This window comes from Streptomyces sp. NPDC057307 (assembly GCF_042667665.1).
Taxonomy (GTDB): Bacteria; Actinomycetota; Actinomycetes; order Streptomycetales; family Streptomycetaceae; genus Streptomyces.
The window spans coordinates 1-17,276 of sequence record NZ_JBHUZM010000063.1 but is presented as its reverse complement, the minus strand read 5'-3'; the positions used below and the strand labels follow the sequence as shown (position 1 = coordinate 17,276).

Sequence of the window (17,276 nt, the reverse complement as noted above, 5' to 3'; positions counted from 1 at the left end):
GAGTGAAAGTATCAGGGTGAGAACACACCGAAACACGTCCATCGCAGGCATACGCCTGCCCCGGAACACCGTCGCACTCACGCTCGCGCTCCTCGCCACGACCGCGGCCGGCTGTTCCCTCGTCGGCGGAGACAGCGACGCGGCGGCGCCCAAGGGCGAGCCGTCCTTCACCGTCGCCGCCGCGGGCGACATCCTGATCCACCCCCAGCTGACGGAGCAGGCGTACCGGGACGCCGGGGTCAGCCAGGTCCCCGAGGCGGTCGGCAAGAAGGTCGGCGACGACGTCCCGGACCCGGACTTCGACAAGATCATGGCCGGGGTGAAGCCCGTCATCAGCAAGGCCGATCTGGCCATCTGCCACTTCGAGCCGGTGGTGGCCGGGCCGAAGGGCCCCTTCCGGAGCTTCCCCGACTTCCTGGTGCCGCCGCAGATCACCAAGGCGATCAAGACGACCGGGTACGACACCTGCTCGACCGCGTCCAACCACACACTGGACGACGGCCCCGGCGGCGTGACCCGCACCCTGGACGCCCTGGACGCGGCCGGGCTGAAGCACACCGGGTCCGCGCGCAGCGCCGCCGAGGAGGCGAAGCCGCTGATCGTGGACGTGAAGGGCGTGAAGGTCGCGCAACTGTCGTACGCCTTCGGGTTCAACGGCCGCGAGATACCCGCCGACAAGCCCTGGATCGCCAACACGAACTCGTTCGACGCGATCGCCGCCGCCGAGAAGGCGGCCCGCAAGGCGGGCGCGGAGGCGGTGATCCTGAGCATCCACTGGGGGCGGGAGCACCATCCCGACCCCAGCGGCTCGCAGCTCAAGCTGGGCCGGCGGCTGGCGAAGGAGACCGGGATCGACCTGATCATCGGCCACCACGCGCATGTGGTGCAGCCGATGGAGAAGGTGGACGGCACCTGGATCGCGTACGGCCTCGGGAACCAGCTCGCCCGGCACGACGTGCCGTCGGGGCTGACCGAGGAAGGCGTCATCGGCTGGTTCGAGTTCCACAAGAAGTCCGGCGGCGGGTGGGACGTGCAGGCGCGGTACGCGCCGACGTTCGTCACGATCCCGCCGGAGGAGGACGGGGAGGCGACCGCGGACGGCGAGGCCGTCGAGCAGTCCACCGCCGGTGCGAAGGGCGCGGCGAAGGACCACCGCCTGCTGGACATCGCGGGCGCGCTGCGCACGGACAAGGACCTGTCGGCCGAGGAACGCGCCCAGTACCGGCTCGCCTTCGAACGCACCCGGGGCACGATGCTCAACCGGGGCGCCTCGAAGGACGGCCTGCGGCCGCTGAACGAACTGCCGGACTGAGCCGCCGGACTGACCTGCCGGGTGGCCGGGCCGCCCGCCCGCCCGAGCAGGTGATGCCGACGGGCCGGCCGGCGACCGGGGGGCCGGCCGGCTCGCCGCGTCCGGCCCGGCGGGACGCCGCCGGAAGCGGCGGACGGAACCGGAGCCCGGCCGACGGCGCGGGCGTCCCGCCCGGCCCGGCCGAGCGGGTGGTGCCGACAGGACGGGCGGAGCCCGGCCGACGGCACGGGCGCCGCACCCGGCCCGGCCTTCGGCCCGGACAGGGCCGCGCTGCCCGTGCCCGGGGCAACTCGATCACCCCGCGTCCCACCCGGACCGGGCGGACCGGGCTGCGGCCCGGCCGGCCGCACGGGCAGCGGCACGGGCGGCCCGACCAGCCAGGACAGGCCCCAACCGCCCCCATTCGCGCGCGTTGACGGAATCACCCACTCCAAACGTCGCGTAGATCACACCGGTCACTCTTCGTGCAACCTTCCCCAAGGCCCGTGAGTCGGACACTTCCGGCTGGGGCTGTTCTCCGCGCGCCCGCACGCACGCACAGAACCCGCCGATCACGAACACCCGAAGGGGAACGCTCATGGCCGCTTCGTCCGCGAAGCGACGGCACAAGGTCCGCAGGCGGGCCGACATGTCCCTCTTGGGCGGCATCCGCCCGCCCATCGCGGTTCTGTCCGCGCTGCTGCTCTCCCTCGCCGGAATCACGGCCCTCGGCTTCGGCCGGGCCGGCGAGGAATCCGTACCCAAGGCCGTCATGACCTCGCAGCAGCACTTCGCGGAGGACGGCGCCGTCGCGATGCGTGCCTCCATCGACGAGAGCGCCGCCGACCTCGCGAGAACCGCCGGACTGTTCAACGCGGGAGACCCGGCGCAGCCGGACGCCGTGGTCGACAAGATCGGCAGCGTCTACCAGAAGTGGGTCGGCACCGCCGTCGTCGAGATCTCCTCGGGCCGGATGCTCGCCGCCCGCGGCGAGAACGTACCCGTCGCCGCGATCGACACCGCCAAGCTCTCCGAGAAGGACGGGCTCAGCCCCCGCATGGTGCGCCTGGCCAACGGCGAGACCCGGCTGCTCTCCCTGGAGCTGCTGTCCTGGAAGGGACAGCCCCAGCAACTGCTCATCGCCTCCAGCAGCCTGCGCTTTCCCGGCATCAGCCTCGGCAAGTTCCGCTCCATCGCCGTCATCGACAGCACGGGCCGCATCCTCAGCAGCGACGGCATCCCGGAGACCGAGCAGGTCCTCACCGAGGACCAGCGCACCGGCGTCGACCGCTCGAAGAAGCAGCTCAAGGCGTTCGCCAAGGTCGCCGCCAAGCGGGCCGACGAGCACCCCCTCAAGGCCAACGACCCGGGCGAGGGCGGCTACCTGGGCGTCAGCGGCAGCCTGCGCGGCGGCCTCTCCCAGGGTGACCGCGCCATCGCCGGTTACGCGGCCCTCTCCGGGCCCGAGGCGGGCAAGGGCACCGTCGCCACCTCCCTCGGACTGACCGTCGTCGCCATGGTGGACGTCGCCGAGGACCCGACCCGGGTCACCGACCCGCTGTTCGGGCTGCTCGCCGCCGGCGCGCTGCTGCTGATCGGCGCGCTCGCCGTCGGCGTGCTGCTCGGTACGGTCCAACGGCCGCTGCTGCGCCTCTTCCTGGAGAGCCGGCGGCTCACCCGCGACGATCTGACCCGCCCGGTCCGCGTGCCCCGCCACGGCGAGGCCGCCCGGATCGGGGAGGCGCTGGAGCGGCTGCGCCGCCAGCTCCTCGGGGAGCGTTCCGGCGCGGACGAGGCCGGGACGGGCACGTCCGGCGGCAGAGGCAGCGCACGGCCCGCCCGCCGAGGCCGGATCGGGGCCCGCGCCCTGCTCGCCGTCAGCGGCATCCTGCTGCTCGTCTGGTCCGCCCCGATGCTGCTCCTGCTCAACCGGGCCGACGCCACCGCCGTCGTACCGGAACAGATCACCAACGACCAGCGCGAGCGCACCGACACCCTCTCCGACCGGGTGCGCCGCTCGCTCAACGAGGGCCACGCCGACCTGGTGTCCGTCGCCGGTCTGCTCGGCGAGCGCACCTCGCCCGAGGACATGACGAAGGTCCTGGACCGCACCCGTACCGACCACACGCGCTACCGCTCCCTGTACGTACGCGCCGCCGACGGCAAGATCCTGGCGCGGTCCGGCGAGTCCCCCCGGCTGCCCGAGGACACGAAGGGCGACAGCAAGGACGGCCGTCCGTTCGCCGACTCCATCGCCGTCCTCAACGACTCCGGTACGGAACCAGTCATCGCGAGCTACGCCGAACTGCCGGGACGCGACGGCAGCACGGTCATCGGCGAGTTCCGTATCGACTTCATCAACTCCCTCCTCAAGCGGCCGGGTCTCGGCGAGATCCGGGTCGTCGACGCCGAACGGCGCGTCCTCGGCGGCAATTCGGGCTATCTGGCCTTCGAGGACCTGCCCTCCGCGCGGCTGGAGGAACTGGCCGCCGGCACCAGCCAGAAGACCGGCATCAGCGCCCGCGCGGGCGGTGTCGTCTACCGCGACGGCAGCGGCGTGCAGGTCGCGGGCGCGGCCCCGTTCGTCGGCGGCGGCGCCGCCAAGTCACTCAACTGGATGGTGGTGAGCTGGCAGCCGGCCGCCGGACTCGCGATCCCGGAGTACAACCTCCAGAACCGCACCGTCCTGGCCGGCCTCCTCGGCATCACCGCGGCCGCCGCGTGTCTGGGCTGGCTGCACATCGTCGTCGTACGGCCGCTGCGCGAAGTGGCGAAACAGGCCGAGGCGCTGGCGGACGGCGACCGCCGCACCGTGCTCTACCCGCGCCACCACGACGAGGTCGGTGCCATCGCCCGCTCCCTGGAACTGCTGCGCCAGCAGGTGCTCGAACAACGCAAACGGGACAGCTCGGGAGCGACGGCTCCCGCCGCGACCCCCGTGCGCGCACCCGCCGGAAGGAACTGACCGACCGTGCTCTTCCTCTACACCGTCCTGCTGGTGTGCTCCGCCTTCCTGCTGGTCGCCGGCGTCGTCGAGCAGCGCCGCCACTTCACCAACCTCGACCGCATCCCCACCCGCGTGCTGGTCAACGGCATCCGCGGCAAGTCCTCCATCACCCGCCTCTGCGCGGGCGCACTGCGCGGCGGCGACCTGGTCACCGTCGCCAAGACCACCGGTACGGCCGCCCGCTTCATCCATCCGGACGCGACCGAGGAGCCGGTCTACCGGAAGTTCGGCATCGCCAACGTGGTGGAGCAGATCGGGATCGTACGGCGCGCCGCGTCGTACAACCCCGACGCGCTGGTCATCGAGTGCATGGCCGTCATGCCGGCCCTCCAGGAGATCAACCAGTCCAAGCTGATCCGCTCCACGATCGGCGTGCTGTGCAACGTCCGTGAGGACCATCTCGCCGAGATGGGGCCGACGCTGGACGATGTCGCGCGCTCGCTGTCGCGCTCGATGCCGGAGGACGGCATCTGTGTCACGGCGGAGAAGGAACGATTCGACATCCTCCAGGAGGAGGCGGACGCGCGGAACTGCCAGTTGATCTACGCGGACCCGGAGACGGTCAGCGACGAGGAGCTGCGCGGTTTCAGCTGGTTCACGTTCAAGGAGAACGTGTCGATCGCGCTGAAGGTCGCCGAACTGATGGGCGTGGAGCGCGAGACGGCCCTCCAGGGCATGTACGACGCGCCGCCGGACCCGGGCGTCCTGTCGGTCGAGCGGTATCTCACGCCGGACGGCGACCGGCTGCGGTTCGCGAACGTCTTCGCCGCGAACGACCCCGAGTCGACGCTGATGAACATCAACCAACTGCTCGACCTGGGCGCGATCTCGCGCCCGCTGAACGTCGTCATCAACTGCCGTCCCGACCGGGTCGAGCGCAACGGGCAGATGGGCGAGATCGTCCCCGACCTCCAGCCGGACAAGGTGTTCGTCATCGGGCACCCGGCGAAGAGCGCGATCGACGCGATTCCGGCGGAGTGGCGTTCGCGCGCGGTGGACCTGGGCGGTGACAAGCGCGATCCCGAGGAGTTCATGCGGGAGCTGCTGGCGCAGCTCGGGCCGGACTCGTCGCTGGTCGCGATCGGCAACATCCACGGTCAGGGCGAGCTGCTGCTGGAACACCTGGCGGAGCTGCCGGCGGACGAGACGCCGGACCCGGACACGGAAGCGGACCCGGTGCGTACGTCCACCGCGGCCCCGGCGCTGACTCCGGTTCCGCCTGCGGCTTCGGCTTCGGCTTCGGGCGACCCGGCCGCGGACCCGGCAGCCACCGCGGCGCTCCCGGTCGTCGTCGTACCGCAGCAGACCCCCCGGCGCGCGATCGAGCCGGCCACCGAACTGGTCGCCCGCCTCACCGCACAGCCGCCCGCGCCCGTCACACCCACCGCTCCGACCGCTCCCACCGCCCCGGCGTCGTCGGGCGGCACCGCCGAACACCCGCGCCACGACGAGACGATGAAGCTCCAGCGCTACTCGCCCCACATCGACCCGTTCCAGCCCTATCCCCAGGCGTACGAGGAGCGCTACCAGCGGCCGGCCGCCGCCAAACCGCGCGGCCCCTTCGAGCCCGTGCGGATGCCGGCCCCCGCGCCGGACAACGACGAGCCACAGCCCCCGCGGTCCACCCGCACTCCCCGCACTCCGCGCACCCCGCAGAATCCTGGAGAACACCGTTGATCCCCGCAGTCCTCACGCCCGAGATCGCCGCGATAGGCATCGGCCTGGGCCTGATGTTCTCCCTGATCTGCTACCTGACGACCAACCTCTCCCCCGGCGGCATGATCACCCCGGGCTGGCTGGCGCTGACCCTCGTCGAGGACCTCCAGCGCGCCGCCATGGTCGTCGGAGTGACCGTGCTGACGTATGTGAGCACGCTCCTCGTCCAGCGCTTCGTGATCCTCTACGGAAAACGCCTCTTCTCCGCCGTCGTCCTCATCGGCGTGCTTCTCCAGGCCACGGTGATGTTCGTGCTGTCGCTGGAGTTCCCCCTGCTGTACGCGAACCAGACGCTCGGCTTCATCGTGCCGGGCCTCATCGCGTACCAGCTCGTCCGCCAGCCGAAGGGGGCGACCATCCTCGCCACCGGCACGGTCACGCTCATGGCGTACGTCGTCCTCACCGCCGGCATCCTGCTCGGCGCCCTGCCCACCACGTGACCGGCCGACCGACCGCCCACGTGACCACTGAAGCCTCCGGAGCTGACCTCTCATGAGTGCCAAGGCCAAGAAACGCGGTGGCCGCCGCGTCCTGCACGCGACCACCGTCATCGCGCTGCTCGCGGGCAGCGCGTACCTCACCGTCGAACTCCGCAAGGACGAGCAGGCGAAGGCGCCCGCCGTCCAGGCCATCACGGACACCCCGGACCTGACGTCGGCCGGGGACGCGCGCTCCGGCGAGCAGAAGTGGGAGCGGCTGAAGAACCCCGAGCGCTCCGTGCTGCGCTCCGGGAGCGGGGCCGTGCTCGCCACCTTCACCGACGGCGCGCGCACCGCGACGCTGACCGGCCCGAGCCGTACCTTCTCCGAGCCGACGAGCACCAAGTCCCGGGTGGTGACGGAGAACTGGGTGCGGCTGATGCCCGAGCCGTGGAAGAAGGACGCCGAGAAGGAGAAGTGGTTCAAGGACTGGTTCGAGGAGTTCTACGGCAGCGAGGAGGACGACCTGTTCGCCTTCGCCTTCCAGTACCTCGAGGGCGCCCCGGTCAAGGAGGACGACGAGGGCACCCCGTACGCCGGTGACGCGGACTTCGGCCCGATCAACCCCGAGGGCAGCGAGGGCGCGGACTACCGGCTCGAACAGTCGGACTTCTACGACTACCTGGGCATCCCGTACACCTTCCGCGACGGCACGACCATCCAGCCGGAGCAGAAGCGCTACCGCTCCATCGACTGCTCGGGCTTCATCCGGACGGTCTTCGGCTACCGGGGCCGGTTCCCGCTGATGTCGGACGACAAGAGCGGTGACGGACTGCCGCGTACCGCCAACGGCATGGCCCGCTCCGACACCGGCACGGACATCATCAAGCTGAAGGGGAGCACGCCGTTCGAGCGGCCGAAGTCGATCAGCGTGCTGCAACCGGGCGACCTGGTCTTCTTCAAGCTGGACGCGCGGACCAAGGAGCGGCTGGACCACGTCGGGATCTACATGGGCGTCGACACCGACGGCCACCAGATGTTCGTCTCCAGCCGTGAAGAGGTCAACGGCCCGACGATCGGCGACAAGGGCGGCACGTCACGTCTGGACGGCAACGGCTACTACGCGAAGACGATGCGCAGCGCGAAGCGCCTCTGAGCCACTGGGCCAGCGATGCGGCCCGGCGCGCGGCGGGGGCGGTGCGGCGGGGGCGGTGCGGCGGGGGCGGTCAGCCCTCGTCGCGCAGTTCCTCGGGGCAGGGTGTGCCCGGACGGAGTTGGTAGGGGGCGGAGATGCGGTACGTCCCCGGGCGCGGGGCCAGCAGCTCCGTCCACTCGTCGCCCTCCGTGTTCTTCTCGGCCCGGAACACACAGCCGTTGGGGTTGGTGAACTTCTTGGGGCCGTCCTCGTCCGCCTTGGACGCGGCTGTCTCCTCCGGGCGGTCCAGGCTCTCGCCCTTCTCGTCCACGACGGCGAGCCAGCGCGAGTACGGGATGCGGATCAGCACCCGTCCGGCGGTCTTCACCTCTATGGTCAGCTCGTTGGCCGACGCCTCCCGCACGACGGCCGGCGGGTCGGCCAGCGGCATCGGGTCCTGGACCTCGTAGAGCTGCCAGTTGGCGTCGCCCCACAGGTGGTTCAGATAGGGCAGGCCGCGCTGTACCAGCTCCGCCTCCAGGCCCGCGCCGTTGTCCGGGCGGCCCTTGGGCAGCACGACGTAGCGGACGGCCCAGCGGTCGAGCCAGGCGCGGTAGCTGTCGTCGGTGAGGCTGTCGTCGTAGAAGAGCGGGTTGCGCTCCATGTCGGCCTGCCGGTTCCAGCCGCGGGCCAGGTTGACGTACGGCGCGAGCGCCGACGCCTCGCGGTGGCTGCTGGCGGGGACGACCTCCACCCGGCCGCGCTCGGCGCCGACCTCCTGCAACTCGTTGACCAGCGGCGCCAGTTCACGGGTCCAGGAGGCGGTGGGCGCGGTGCGGATGATGTCGTCGACGCCCTTGTAGCCGATCCAGAAGTTGAACGCGGCGAAGGCCAGCACCAGCGCGTACCACTTACGGGAGCGCGGCACGGCGTACGGCAGCGCGGCGAGCAGCACCACACCGCCGACGATCATGGCGAGCCGCGACACGTTGGAGCCGATCTGGGAGTCGATCACCCAGGTCAGCAGGGTCCCGATGCCGTACACGGCGGCGGCGGTACGGACCGTGCGCCAGTCGCGCGGCACGAGGAAGAAGGCGACGACGGCGAAGAGGAAGGGCAGCGCCGCGGTCCCGAGCGACATCGGCTGTGTGCCGGAGAACGGGAACAGCCAGGCGGAGAGCGCGACGACGGCGACCGGGGCGAGCCCGACCGCGTACGCGCCGGGACGCCGCTTGTTGAGGAAGAGCGCGGCGGCGACGACACCGAGGAACAGTCCCGCCACGGGGCTGGCGGCCGTCGCGAGCCCGGCGAGGGGCGCGGCGACGACGCCCTTGGCCCAGCGCTTGTAGCGCCAGCGGTGCGGCCAGCAGAAGACGGCGGCGACGGCGCCGAGCGCGAACATCGTGCCGAGACCGAACGTCACACGGCCGGAGAGCGCGTTGCAGAAGAAGGCGAAGACCCCGGCGAACGAGCACGCCAGGGGATTCCGGACCGCCTTGACGCGGTAGAGGATCAGCGAGGTCAGGGCGGCCGAGACGGTCCCGACGATCATCATTGTCGTACGGACGCCGAGCAGCGACATGAGGTACGGCGAGACGACGCTGTACGAGACGGGGTGCATCCCGCCGTACCAGGCGAGGTTGTACGCGGAGTCCGGGTGGCGGCCGACGAACTCGGCCCACGCGTCCTGTGCGGCGATGTCGCCGCCGCTGTTCGCGAGGAAGAAGAACCAGAGGACGTGCACGATCCCGGCGACCGTGCCGGTGAGCAGGACGGGGTGCCGCAGGACGCGGCTGCGCAGGTCCTTGGCGAGCTGTCCGGTGGCCTCGTCGGCCCCCGTCGGTTCTCCCGCCGCCCCCGCGGGCTCGGTGGTGCTCGTGCTCGTGCTGGTACTCGTGCTGGTGCTGCCGTCGGCGCGCGTCGGCTCAGCGGTGGTCACTGCGACTCTCCCCGTCTCACCGTCAGCCCGGTGTGCCGGCCCCCCTGCGGTCCGTCCGGCCCTGGAGGAAGTAAGGACGCCGTCCCCGCGTCCCGAGTTGCCTGGCTGCCCTGCATCGGACGCTAGCACGCGGCCAGGGACGGGGAGGGCGCCATTTCCGGCGCCCTCCCGTGCCGGGTCAGCCGACCCGTGTCAGCTTCTCGCCGAACGTGGGCTCGGACAGGTCGCCCTGGAGCGCGACGGCCACCTCGACCTGGCTCTTGCCCTCGCCCACGGTGAGCGTGCCGACGTGCGTCCCGGCGGCAGCGGTCTCCGGTACGGCCTTGGCACCGCTGGTCAGTTCGAGCTTGACGGTGAGACCCGACCAGCCGACGGCCTTCACGTCCGCGACGGCGACGACCGGCACGGTCGTCCCCATGCCGTTGTCGACCTCGCCGACGACCTGGCCCTTCTTCACTATCGTCGCGCCTTCGAGTTCGTCCTGCGTCGCGCGCATGACGTCCTTGCTCACCGCGTTGACGGTGTCGATGATCGGCGACTTGTGCTGGCCGAGGACCGCGCCGACGATCAGCTGGTCGGTGTCGCCGACCATCTTGTGCGCGGCGAAGAGGAGATTGCCGCCCGCTTTGGTGGTGGAGCCGGTCTTGATACCGAGCGCGCCGTCGTACGGGACGAGGGTGTTGTAGTTCCGCCAGGTCTTGCCCGACGGGTCCGTCCACTCGGGGAGCTTGGTGATGTCCATCAGCGCCTCGATCTCCACCAGTTTCTGGCCGAGCTTCACCTGGTCCTCGGCGGAGCTGACCGTCGTCGCGTCGAGGCCGGACGGGTCGGTGTACGTGGTGTTCTTCATGCCCAGCTCTTCGGCGGTGTCGTTCATCTTCTTGACGAACTCCTCCTCGGAGCCGTTCGTGTCCCAACGGGCCAGCAGGCGGGCGATGTTGTTCGCGGACGGGATCATGAGGGCGGCCAGCGCGTCGTGCTGGGTGAGTTTGTCGCCCTCCTTCACGGTGTTGAGCGTCGACTCGCCCTGCGCGTCGAGCCCGCCGTCCTCCTCGGCCTTGGCGTCGACCGTGATGGACGGACCCTTCGCGCCCTTCTTCAGGGGCTTGTCCTTCAGGACGACGTACGCCGTCATGGCCTTGGCCACACTGCCGATCGGCACGGCCTTCTGCTCACCGAACGAGTCGACGGTGCCGAGCCCGGTCGCCGCCATGAAGCCCTGGCCCTCACCGGGCCACGGCAGCGCGGGCTTGTCCCCCTCGAAGGTGTACGTCGACTTCGCCGTGAGGTTCAGCGAGGGCGTCGGGAGGGGGCGCACGAACTGTACGACCGCAAAGATGATCAGTACGAGTACGAGCAGCGGCGTCCAGATCTTGACCCGCCTGACGACGGTACGGGTCGGAGTCTCCGGCGGCGCCGGCTTGTTGGTCAGCTCGGCGAGCAGATCGAGCGGCGGCAACGGCGGCATGGGCTGCTGCCGCGTCCGCTCGGCCTCGACGACGGGCCCACCCGCGGGCTTCGCGGGCACCCGCACCTCGTCGGCCCGCAGCGGCACGAACTTGCTGGTGCGCTCGGCGGGCAACTCGCTCGGGGCGGGTGCGGGCGGCTGCGGCGGGAGCTTGAGCATGGCGGTGGGCTGATCGACCCCGGGCCGCTTGAGCGCCTTGAAGACGGCGGTCTTCCGATCGACGTCGGGCTCGTCGGCCACGTCGTCCGGCTTGGCCGGGGCCACGTCACCCGCAGGTCCGGACTTGCCGTCCGCCCCGGTGTCCGGCTCGGCCGGGGTGCGTCGGGACGACGGCGCGCTGTCCGACTTCGCCGGGGTGGGTCGGGACGAGGGTGCGTCGTCCGTCTTCACCGACGCGCTGTCAGCCTGCGACCGCGCCCCGGCGTCGGCCGTCGTACGAGAGCCGGATCCGCTCTCCGCCTTCGCCGGTGCGAACGCGGTCTCACCCGCCGCCCGCTGCGACGCCGACTGCTCGGACCGCTCGGACTGCAACGTCCGGAAGACCGCGGTCTTCCGATCGACATCAGGCGAGTCGGACCCGGACCCGGCACCCGGTTCTGCGGAGACGGACCCAGACTTGGTCGTGCCGTCCGGCTTCGCCGACGCGACGTCGGCCGACGACTGCGGCCCGGCGTCTGTCGCCGTACGAGAGTCGGATCGGCCCTCGGACCTCGACGCGACAGCGTCGGCGCTCTGATCGGCTCCGGGCTCGTCGGCGGTGGGCCGCGACGCGGGCGCGGCGTCCGGCTTCGCCGGCGCGAACGAGGGCTCGCCCGCCGCCCGCCCCGGCGTCGACCGCTCGGACTGCGACGTCTTGAAGACCGCCGTCTTCCGATCGGCGTCGGACGAGTCCGTCGCGGACTCGGACTCGGACGTGCCGTCAGCCTGCGACCGCGACCCGGCGTCCGCCGCCGTACCGGAGTCGGATCGGCCCTCGGACCCCGACGCGGCAGCGGGCGCGGGCTCCGGCGTGGGCTTCAACGCCTTGAAGACGGCCGTCCGCCGGTCGACCTCGGGCTCGTCGGGGGTGGGCCGCGACGGAGGTGTCGCCTCCGAGTTCGCCGGTGCGAACGTGGGCTCGGCGGCCCGCTCCGTCGTCGGCTCGGACCTCGGCTCGGACTTCGGTTCGGTCGTGGATTCCAGTTCGGGCTCCGGTTCGCGGTCCGTCTTCGGATCGGCCGTGTCCGCCGGCCGCACGGCCTTCGCTTCCGGTTCGGCTTTCCGCTGAGCCGCAGGCGCCCCCGTCGAAGACCCCTCAGAAGCCGTCACACGCGCCTCAGCGGCCTCAGGAGCCCCGGACCCGTCCGTCGCCCCCCGAGTCGCGGAATCGGCCGTCGACCGGTCGGCAGGGGCTTCCGAGGAACCGTCCGTCGCCGACGTCGCGTCCTTGCCGTTGGCAGCCGGCCGATCCGCCTCCCCGGCAGTGGCAGCCGACTCACGGAAGACCGCGAACCTCGGGTCCTGTTCCTGAGCGTCCTGAGGCGCCGTCGAGGTCGACGTCGCCTCCCCCGACGATTTCCGCTGCTCCGACTTGTCGGGGGACTCGCCCGCCACCGTGCCTCCTCATGCGATGTGCGGCCCTCGCGGCGCTCGCGCGCTCCGCCGCCGCACTCTCCGAACCGATTATCAGTGTCCTGTGTGAAACCACAGCCCAAGTGCCAGACGAGAACGACATACATAACGGTTCCCGTACAAAGCGGCCAGGCACTCTCGACAGACCAATGTGAGAGGGGTCACCCTGTCATTCATCCACGCGGGGAGGCATGGATGGGCAAGAGCCGCAGAAGTATTCCGGAGGAGCTCCTGTTGCTCGCTCTGGACCCGGCCACGGGTACCACAGCGCAGCCGCAGTCGCTCGACCTCGGCCTGGCCGGAGCCCAGCTTGTAGAGCTGGCTCTGGCAGGACGGATAGCCCCTGACGGGGATCGTATCGCCGTGGTGATGCCGCGGCCGACCGGAGATCCGACTCTGGACTCCGCGCTGGAACTGCTGCGCCGACGCGGCAGCCCGGTTCGCGCAGTTCACTGGATCGGCGGGCCCCGACTGGGGCTCCGCCAGATTTACCTCTCGCATCTGGAGCGGTGCGGCATGGTTCATGCCGTGGCGGGCCAGATGTGCGGAGTGCTGCCGACGACTCGCTACCAGGCGACGGAGACAGCGATCAGCCGCGACATCAGGTCACGGCTGGACAGTGCGATCCGCACCGGCGTACCGCCGGACCCGCGGACCGCGGCGCTCGCCGCACTGGCCCACGCGGTCGGACTGGGCAAGCACCTGTACCCCGGGAACGAGGGGCGCTCGTCGCGCTCCCGGCTCCGGGACCTGATCAGACACGACCCCATGGGCGGTCTCGTGGCGCATGCCGTGATGGACGTCCAGAACGGTGTGGCCGCTCAGCCGCGCCGCAATCCCGCACCGGGAGGCCGACCGCCGGCCGTACCGATGCAGCCGCAGCGCGCGGGCGGCATGGCCCGCGTCGCGGCGCACTGAGAAAGCACGGACCGCACGGACGGAACACGGACAGAGAACACGGACACGACCGCACGCGGGTATCGCAATCCGCCGCGCCCACGTCCCCAGAGACCCGGTTCGGGAGCCGCAAAGGACGCGCGGGGTCAGCCGTACAACCGGCTGCCCCGCGCGTCGCGCGCCCGAATACAGGCTCCGGCGGCGCCGTGTCCACTTACCGCCCGTGCTTTCCCCTCTGTGGCCGTTTTCCAGCGCAGTTGGGGCCATCGGTGGCAGTCTGCTGAGACGTAGACACACAGAGCTACGCAGTTACTCAGCAGGAGGTGCCGTTTCCGTGGCGTCCAGTGTCAATCCCACCGTCAGGCGACGCCGATTGGGCCAGGAGCTGCGCCGGCTCCGCGAGGTCAAAGGCATGACGGCCGAGGAGGTGGCGGAGCGCCTGCTGGTCTCCCAGTCGAAGATCAGCCGTCTTGAGAACGGTCGCCGTTCCATCAGCCAGCGCGATGTCCGCGACCTCTGCGGTGTGTACGAGGTCGAGGACAACCGCATCGTCGAGTCGCTGATGCAAATGGCCAAGGATTCGCGTCAGCAAGGCTGGTGGCACGCCTTCGGCGATATCCCGTACAGCGTCTACATCGGTCTGGAGACGGACGCCGCCTCGCTGCGTGTGTACGAGCCGCAGGTCGTGCCCGGTCTGCTCCAGACCCGGGGCTACGCGGAGGCGCTGATCACCGGCGCGCTCCCGGAGACCTCGCCCACGGACGTCGAGAAGCGCGTCAGCGTACGGGTACGCCGCCAGGAGCGGGTCAACGCGCCCGAACTGCCGCTGCGGCTCTGGGCCGTGATCGACGAGTCGGCGCTGCGGCGCGTGGTCGGCAGCAGGCATCTGATGCGCGAGCAGCTGGAGTTCCTGGTCGAGCTGTCACAACTCCCCCATGTCACGGTGCAGGTGCTGCCGTTCGACATGGGCGCCCATCCGGGCATCAGCGGGCATTACGCGATCCTCGAATTCCCGGACGCCACGGATTCGAGCGTGGTCTACATCGAGGGCGTCACCAGTGATCTTTATCTGGAGAAGGCGAACGACGTCCAGAAGTACAGCGTGATGTACGAACACCTTCGCGCGCAGGCGCTGAATGCGGACCAGACCCGCGAGTTCATCTCGGACATCGCCAAGGGATACGCCCGCTAAGGGAGTTCGAGAGAAGCAGGGGCGGCAGAATACACCCGGTGGACTCGTACCGAAAGAGTCCACCGGGATATCTCATCCGGTCGAGTGAACGGCCGCCCCACGCGTCGATCGTGGCTAGTAGCGTCGATCTTGCCAGCAAGAAGTTGGCGTATTGACACCACTTGCTGAAATCGGAGCGAACCGAACATGGCAATTCTTCAGGGCGCTACGGACACCTGGACCAAGTCCTCGTACTCCGGCGGAAACGGCGCATGCGTCGAGGTCAAGTCTCCCGTCGTACAGGCAATTGCCGTACGCGACTCAAAGGCCCCCGAGGGTCCGTCGATCACCTTTGTCCCCGGATCGTGGACCACGTTCGTGCAGGAGATGAACCAGGGCGCCTTCGATCTCGGCTGAGCCCGTCACCCCCCACCAGCCCTTCCGACCCCACCACCCCATCTGAGCCGCACAGCGCCACCGCACCACGCGGCAACAGAGCCCCACAGCACGGAATGAGCCCTCTCGACCTGTCCGCCGTCCTGGCCGAGGGGGCTCGGCCATGCCCTCACGTCACACGAACTCCCTCTCGGCCGCACGGGACCCGCATCCCGTGCGGTCGTTTCTGTTGCGTTGCCGTCCTGCTACCTACCACCGCGTTCTGACGAAGCGCCCACCCATCGTGTGGTTCCCGTCACGTTCACGACAACGCCCCACCAGGTCAAGAACTAGTAAAATCGTTCGGCTTTCTGACCCACGTTCACATTTATGACCGCCGGAACCCTTGACCCGCTGCCGTGAGTAGCGATTCAATCCCCGAAGTCCCCGCTCCCGCACGGGGGCGCCGCTGACCGGACGCACTGACGAAGAGCACCAACGTTCACAAGGCGGACCCCTGGAGGGGGCACATGAACAGTCTCGACTGGACCGTGCTCATCGGATACTTCGGTGTGATGGTCGCGATCGGCGTCTGGTCCCACAAGCGCGTGGGCGACGTCCATGACTACTTCACGGCCGGCGGCAAGATGCCGTGGTGGCTTTCCGGCATCTCGCACCACATGTCCGGCTACAGCGCGGTGATGTTCACCGGGTACGCGGCCATCGCGTACACCTACGGCATCACCTCGTACGTCACCTGGTCGTTCCCCATCGCCATCGGCATCGCGATCGGGGCCAAGCTCTTCGCTCCCCGGCTCAACCGGGTGCGCTCGCGGCTGCATGTCTCGTCGCCGCTCGAATATCTCAAGAACCGCTACAACCTGCCCACCCAGCAGGCGCTCGCCTGGTCGGGCGTGCTGCTGAAGATCGTGGACGTCGGCGCCAAGTGGGCCGCCATCGCGACCCTGTTGTCCGTCTTCACCGGTGTCTCGCTCAACATGGGCATCCTGATCACGGGCGCGGTGACCGCGATCTACTGCACGGTGGGCGGGCTGTGGGCCGACGCGCTGACCGAACTGGGCCAGTTCATCATCCAGTTCATCGCCGGTATCGCGATGCTCGTCGCCGTCCTGGCGGAGCTGGGCGGGTTCAGCAGCCTGTGGAACGTCTGGGACGAGCCCGAACTCCAGGGCCACACGGAGCCGTTGGCCGGGCCGTACATGATGGTCTTCCTGATCGCGTATCTGTTCATCAAGACCTTCGAGTACAACGGCGGCATGTGGAACCAGGCGCAGCGCTACATGGCGACCGACTCCGCGAAATCCGCCACGCGCTCCGCGACCCTGTCGGCCGTGCTGTGGCTGGTCTGGCCGCTGGTGCTGTTCTTCCCGATGTGGGTCGCGCCGGTCCTCATCGACACGGACGTGCCGGCCGACAGCTACGCGCTGATGGCCGAACAGCTCCTGCCGCACGGCCTGCTGGGTCTGGTCATCGTCGGATTCTTCTCGCACACGATGGCCATGTGCTCGTCGGACGCGAACGCCATCGCGGCGGTCGTGACCCGCGACATCATGCCCGCCGTGTCCCGTAAGGCACGGGAGTGGGACACCCGGGTCGGGCTGCTGGCCGCCCGCTGGACGACGCTGCTCTTCCTCGGTCTGTCGATGGCCATCGCGACACAGGTGAACTCGGCGTTCTTCGGCGACATCATCACCGTCGTCATCAAGTGGGTCGCCGGGCTCATGGGGCCGATCGCGATCCCGCTGATGCTGGGTCTGCTGCCCTGGTTCCGCAAGAGCGGTCCCACGGCCGCGCTGGTCAGCTGGGGTGTCGGTCTGGTCACCTTCTGGCTGGTCAACTACCCGATCAGCTGGAACGTGGACGGTGGGGTGCCGCTCCAGTACCAGGTGTCCATCCCGCTCGCCGTCTCGCTCGTCCTCTACATCGTGGTCGGCTTCGTCAAGCCGGAGGACACACCGGAGCGCGACGCGGTGCTGGAGAAGATCAACAACGACGACGACGGCTCGGACGCGCGCGGCGCGGTGCCGGTGCCGTCGGAGCCGGGCGACGCGAAGCAGCTCGGCCGCGAGGGCGCCTCCGGCTGACGGGGCCTCTCTCCCGCCTGGTGCCGGGCCCGGGTGTGCTTCACCGGGCCCGGCCGGTTGCCGGTTCGTCCTCAAGCGCCGGACGGGCTTGGAATGCATCCGGCCGGTGGGTGGTGTCCTCAAACGCCGGACGGGCTTGAAA

11 protein-coding genes are annotated in these 17,276 nt (G+C 70.0%); 9 read left to right on the top strand and 2 right to left on the bottom strand.

Going from position 1 to position 17,276, the window contains the following annotated elements:
- Positions 1–16 precede the first annotated feature (16 nt).
- The 5 genes from ACFUN8_RS21415 to ACFUN8_RS21395 all read left to right on the top strand — a co-directional run bounded on the left by ACFUN8_RS21415 (position 17) and on the right by ACFUN8_RS21395 (position 7,589).
- Complete coding sequence (locus ACFUN8_RS21415; protein WP_383639863.1) at positions 17–1,312, top strand: CapA family protein; 1,296 nt, start codon at positions 17–19, stop codon at positions 1,310–1,312.
- A 577-nt stretch (positions 1,313–1,889) separates the two neighbouring features.
- The gene (locus ACFUN8_RS21410) at positions 1,890–4,256 is read left to right on the top strand and encodes a HAMP domain-containing protein (protein ID WP_383639861.1); all 2,367 of its coding nucleotides are present in this window, start codon (positions 1,890–1,892) and stop codon (positions 4,254–4,256) included.
- Between the two features lie 6 nt (positions 4,257–4,262).
- The gene (pgsB, locus tag ACFUN8_RS21405; RefSeq protein WP_383639858.1) at positions 4,263–5,975 is read left to right on the top strand and encodes a poly-gamma-glutamate synthase PgsB; all 1,713 of its coding nucleotides are present in this window, start codon (positions 4,263–4,265) and stop codon (positions 5,973–5,975) included.
- Entirely contained in the window at positions 5,972–6,454 is a 483-nt protein-coding gene (locus ACFUN8_RS21400; RefSeq protein WP_354607488.1) for a poly-gamma-glutamate biosynthesis protein PgsC/CapC, read from the top strand. Before pgsB ends, ACFUN8_RS21400 begins: the two co-directional genes overlap by 4 nt.
- 52 nt (positions 6,455–6,506) lie before the next feature.
- Entirely contained in the window at positions 6,507–7,589 is a 1,083-nt protein-coding gene (locus tag ACFUN8_RS21395) for a C40 family peptidase (RefSeq protein WP_383639855.1), read from the top strand.
- A gap of 70 nt (positions 7,590–7,659) precedes the next feature.
- Here ACFUN8_RS21395 and ACFUN8_RS21390 read toward each other — a convergent pair whose 3' ends face one another.
- Complete coding sequence (locus tag ACFUN8_RS21390) at positions 7,660–9,507, bottom strand: MFS transporter (protein WP_383639852.1); 1,848 nt, start codon at positions 9,505–9,507, stop codon at positions 7,660–7,662.
- Between the two features lie 178 nt (positions 9,508–9,685).
- Complete coding sequence (locus ACFUN8_RS21385) at positions 9,686–12,211, bottom strand: hypothetical protein (RefSeq protein ID WP_383639849.1); 2,526 nt, start codon at positions 12,209–12,211, stop codon at positions 9,686–9,688.
- 570 nt (positions 12,212–12,781) lie between these two features.
- Between ACFUN8_RS21385 and ACFUN8_RS21380 the strand changes: the two genes are divergently transcribed.
- The 4 genes from ACFUN8_RS21380 (at position 12,782) to ACFUN8_RS21365 (ending at position 17,134) form a co-directional block, all read left to right on the top strand.
- Positions 12,782–13,504: a GPP34 family phosphoprotein gene (locus ACFUN8_RS21380; protein WP_381930669.1), complete on the top strand. Its 723-nt coding sequence runs from the start codon at positions 12,782–12,784 to the stop codon at positions 13,502–13,504.
- A gap of 313 nt (positions 13,505–13,817) precedes the next feature.
- Positions 13,818–14,675, top strand: a complete 858-nt coding sequence (locus tag ACFUN8_RS21375; RefSeq protein WP_383639846.1) for a helix-turn-helix domain-containing protein — start codon at positions 13,818–13,820, stop codon at positions 14,673–14,675.
- A gap of 186 nt (positions 14,676–14,861) precedes the next feature.
- Positions 14,862–15,071 carry a DUF397 domain-containing protein gene (locus ACFUN8_RS21370; protein WP_078494319.1) on the top strand — a complete coding sequence of 70 codons (210 nt, stop codon included), beginning with the start codon at positions 14,862–14,864 and terminating at the stop codon, positions 15,069–15,071.
- A 488-nt stretch (positions 15,072–15,559) separates the two neighbouring features.
- Positions 15,560–17,134: a sodium:solute symporter family protein gene (locus tag ACFUN8_RS21365; RefSeq protein ID WP_383639843.1), complete on the top strand. Its 1,575-nt coding sequence runs from the start codon at positions 15,560–15,562 to the stop codon at positions 17,132–17,134.
- The last annotated feature ends 142 nt before the right edge of the window (positions 17,135–17,276 follow it).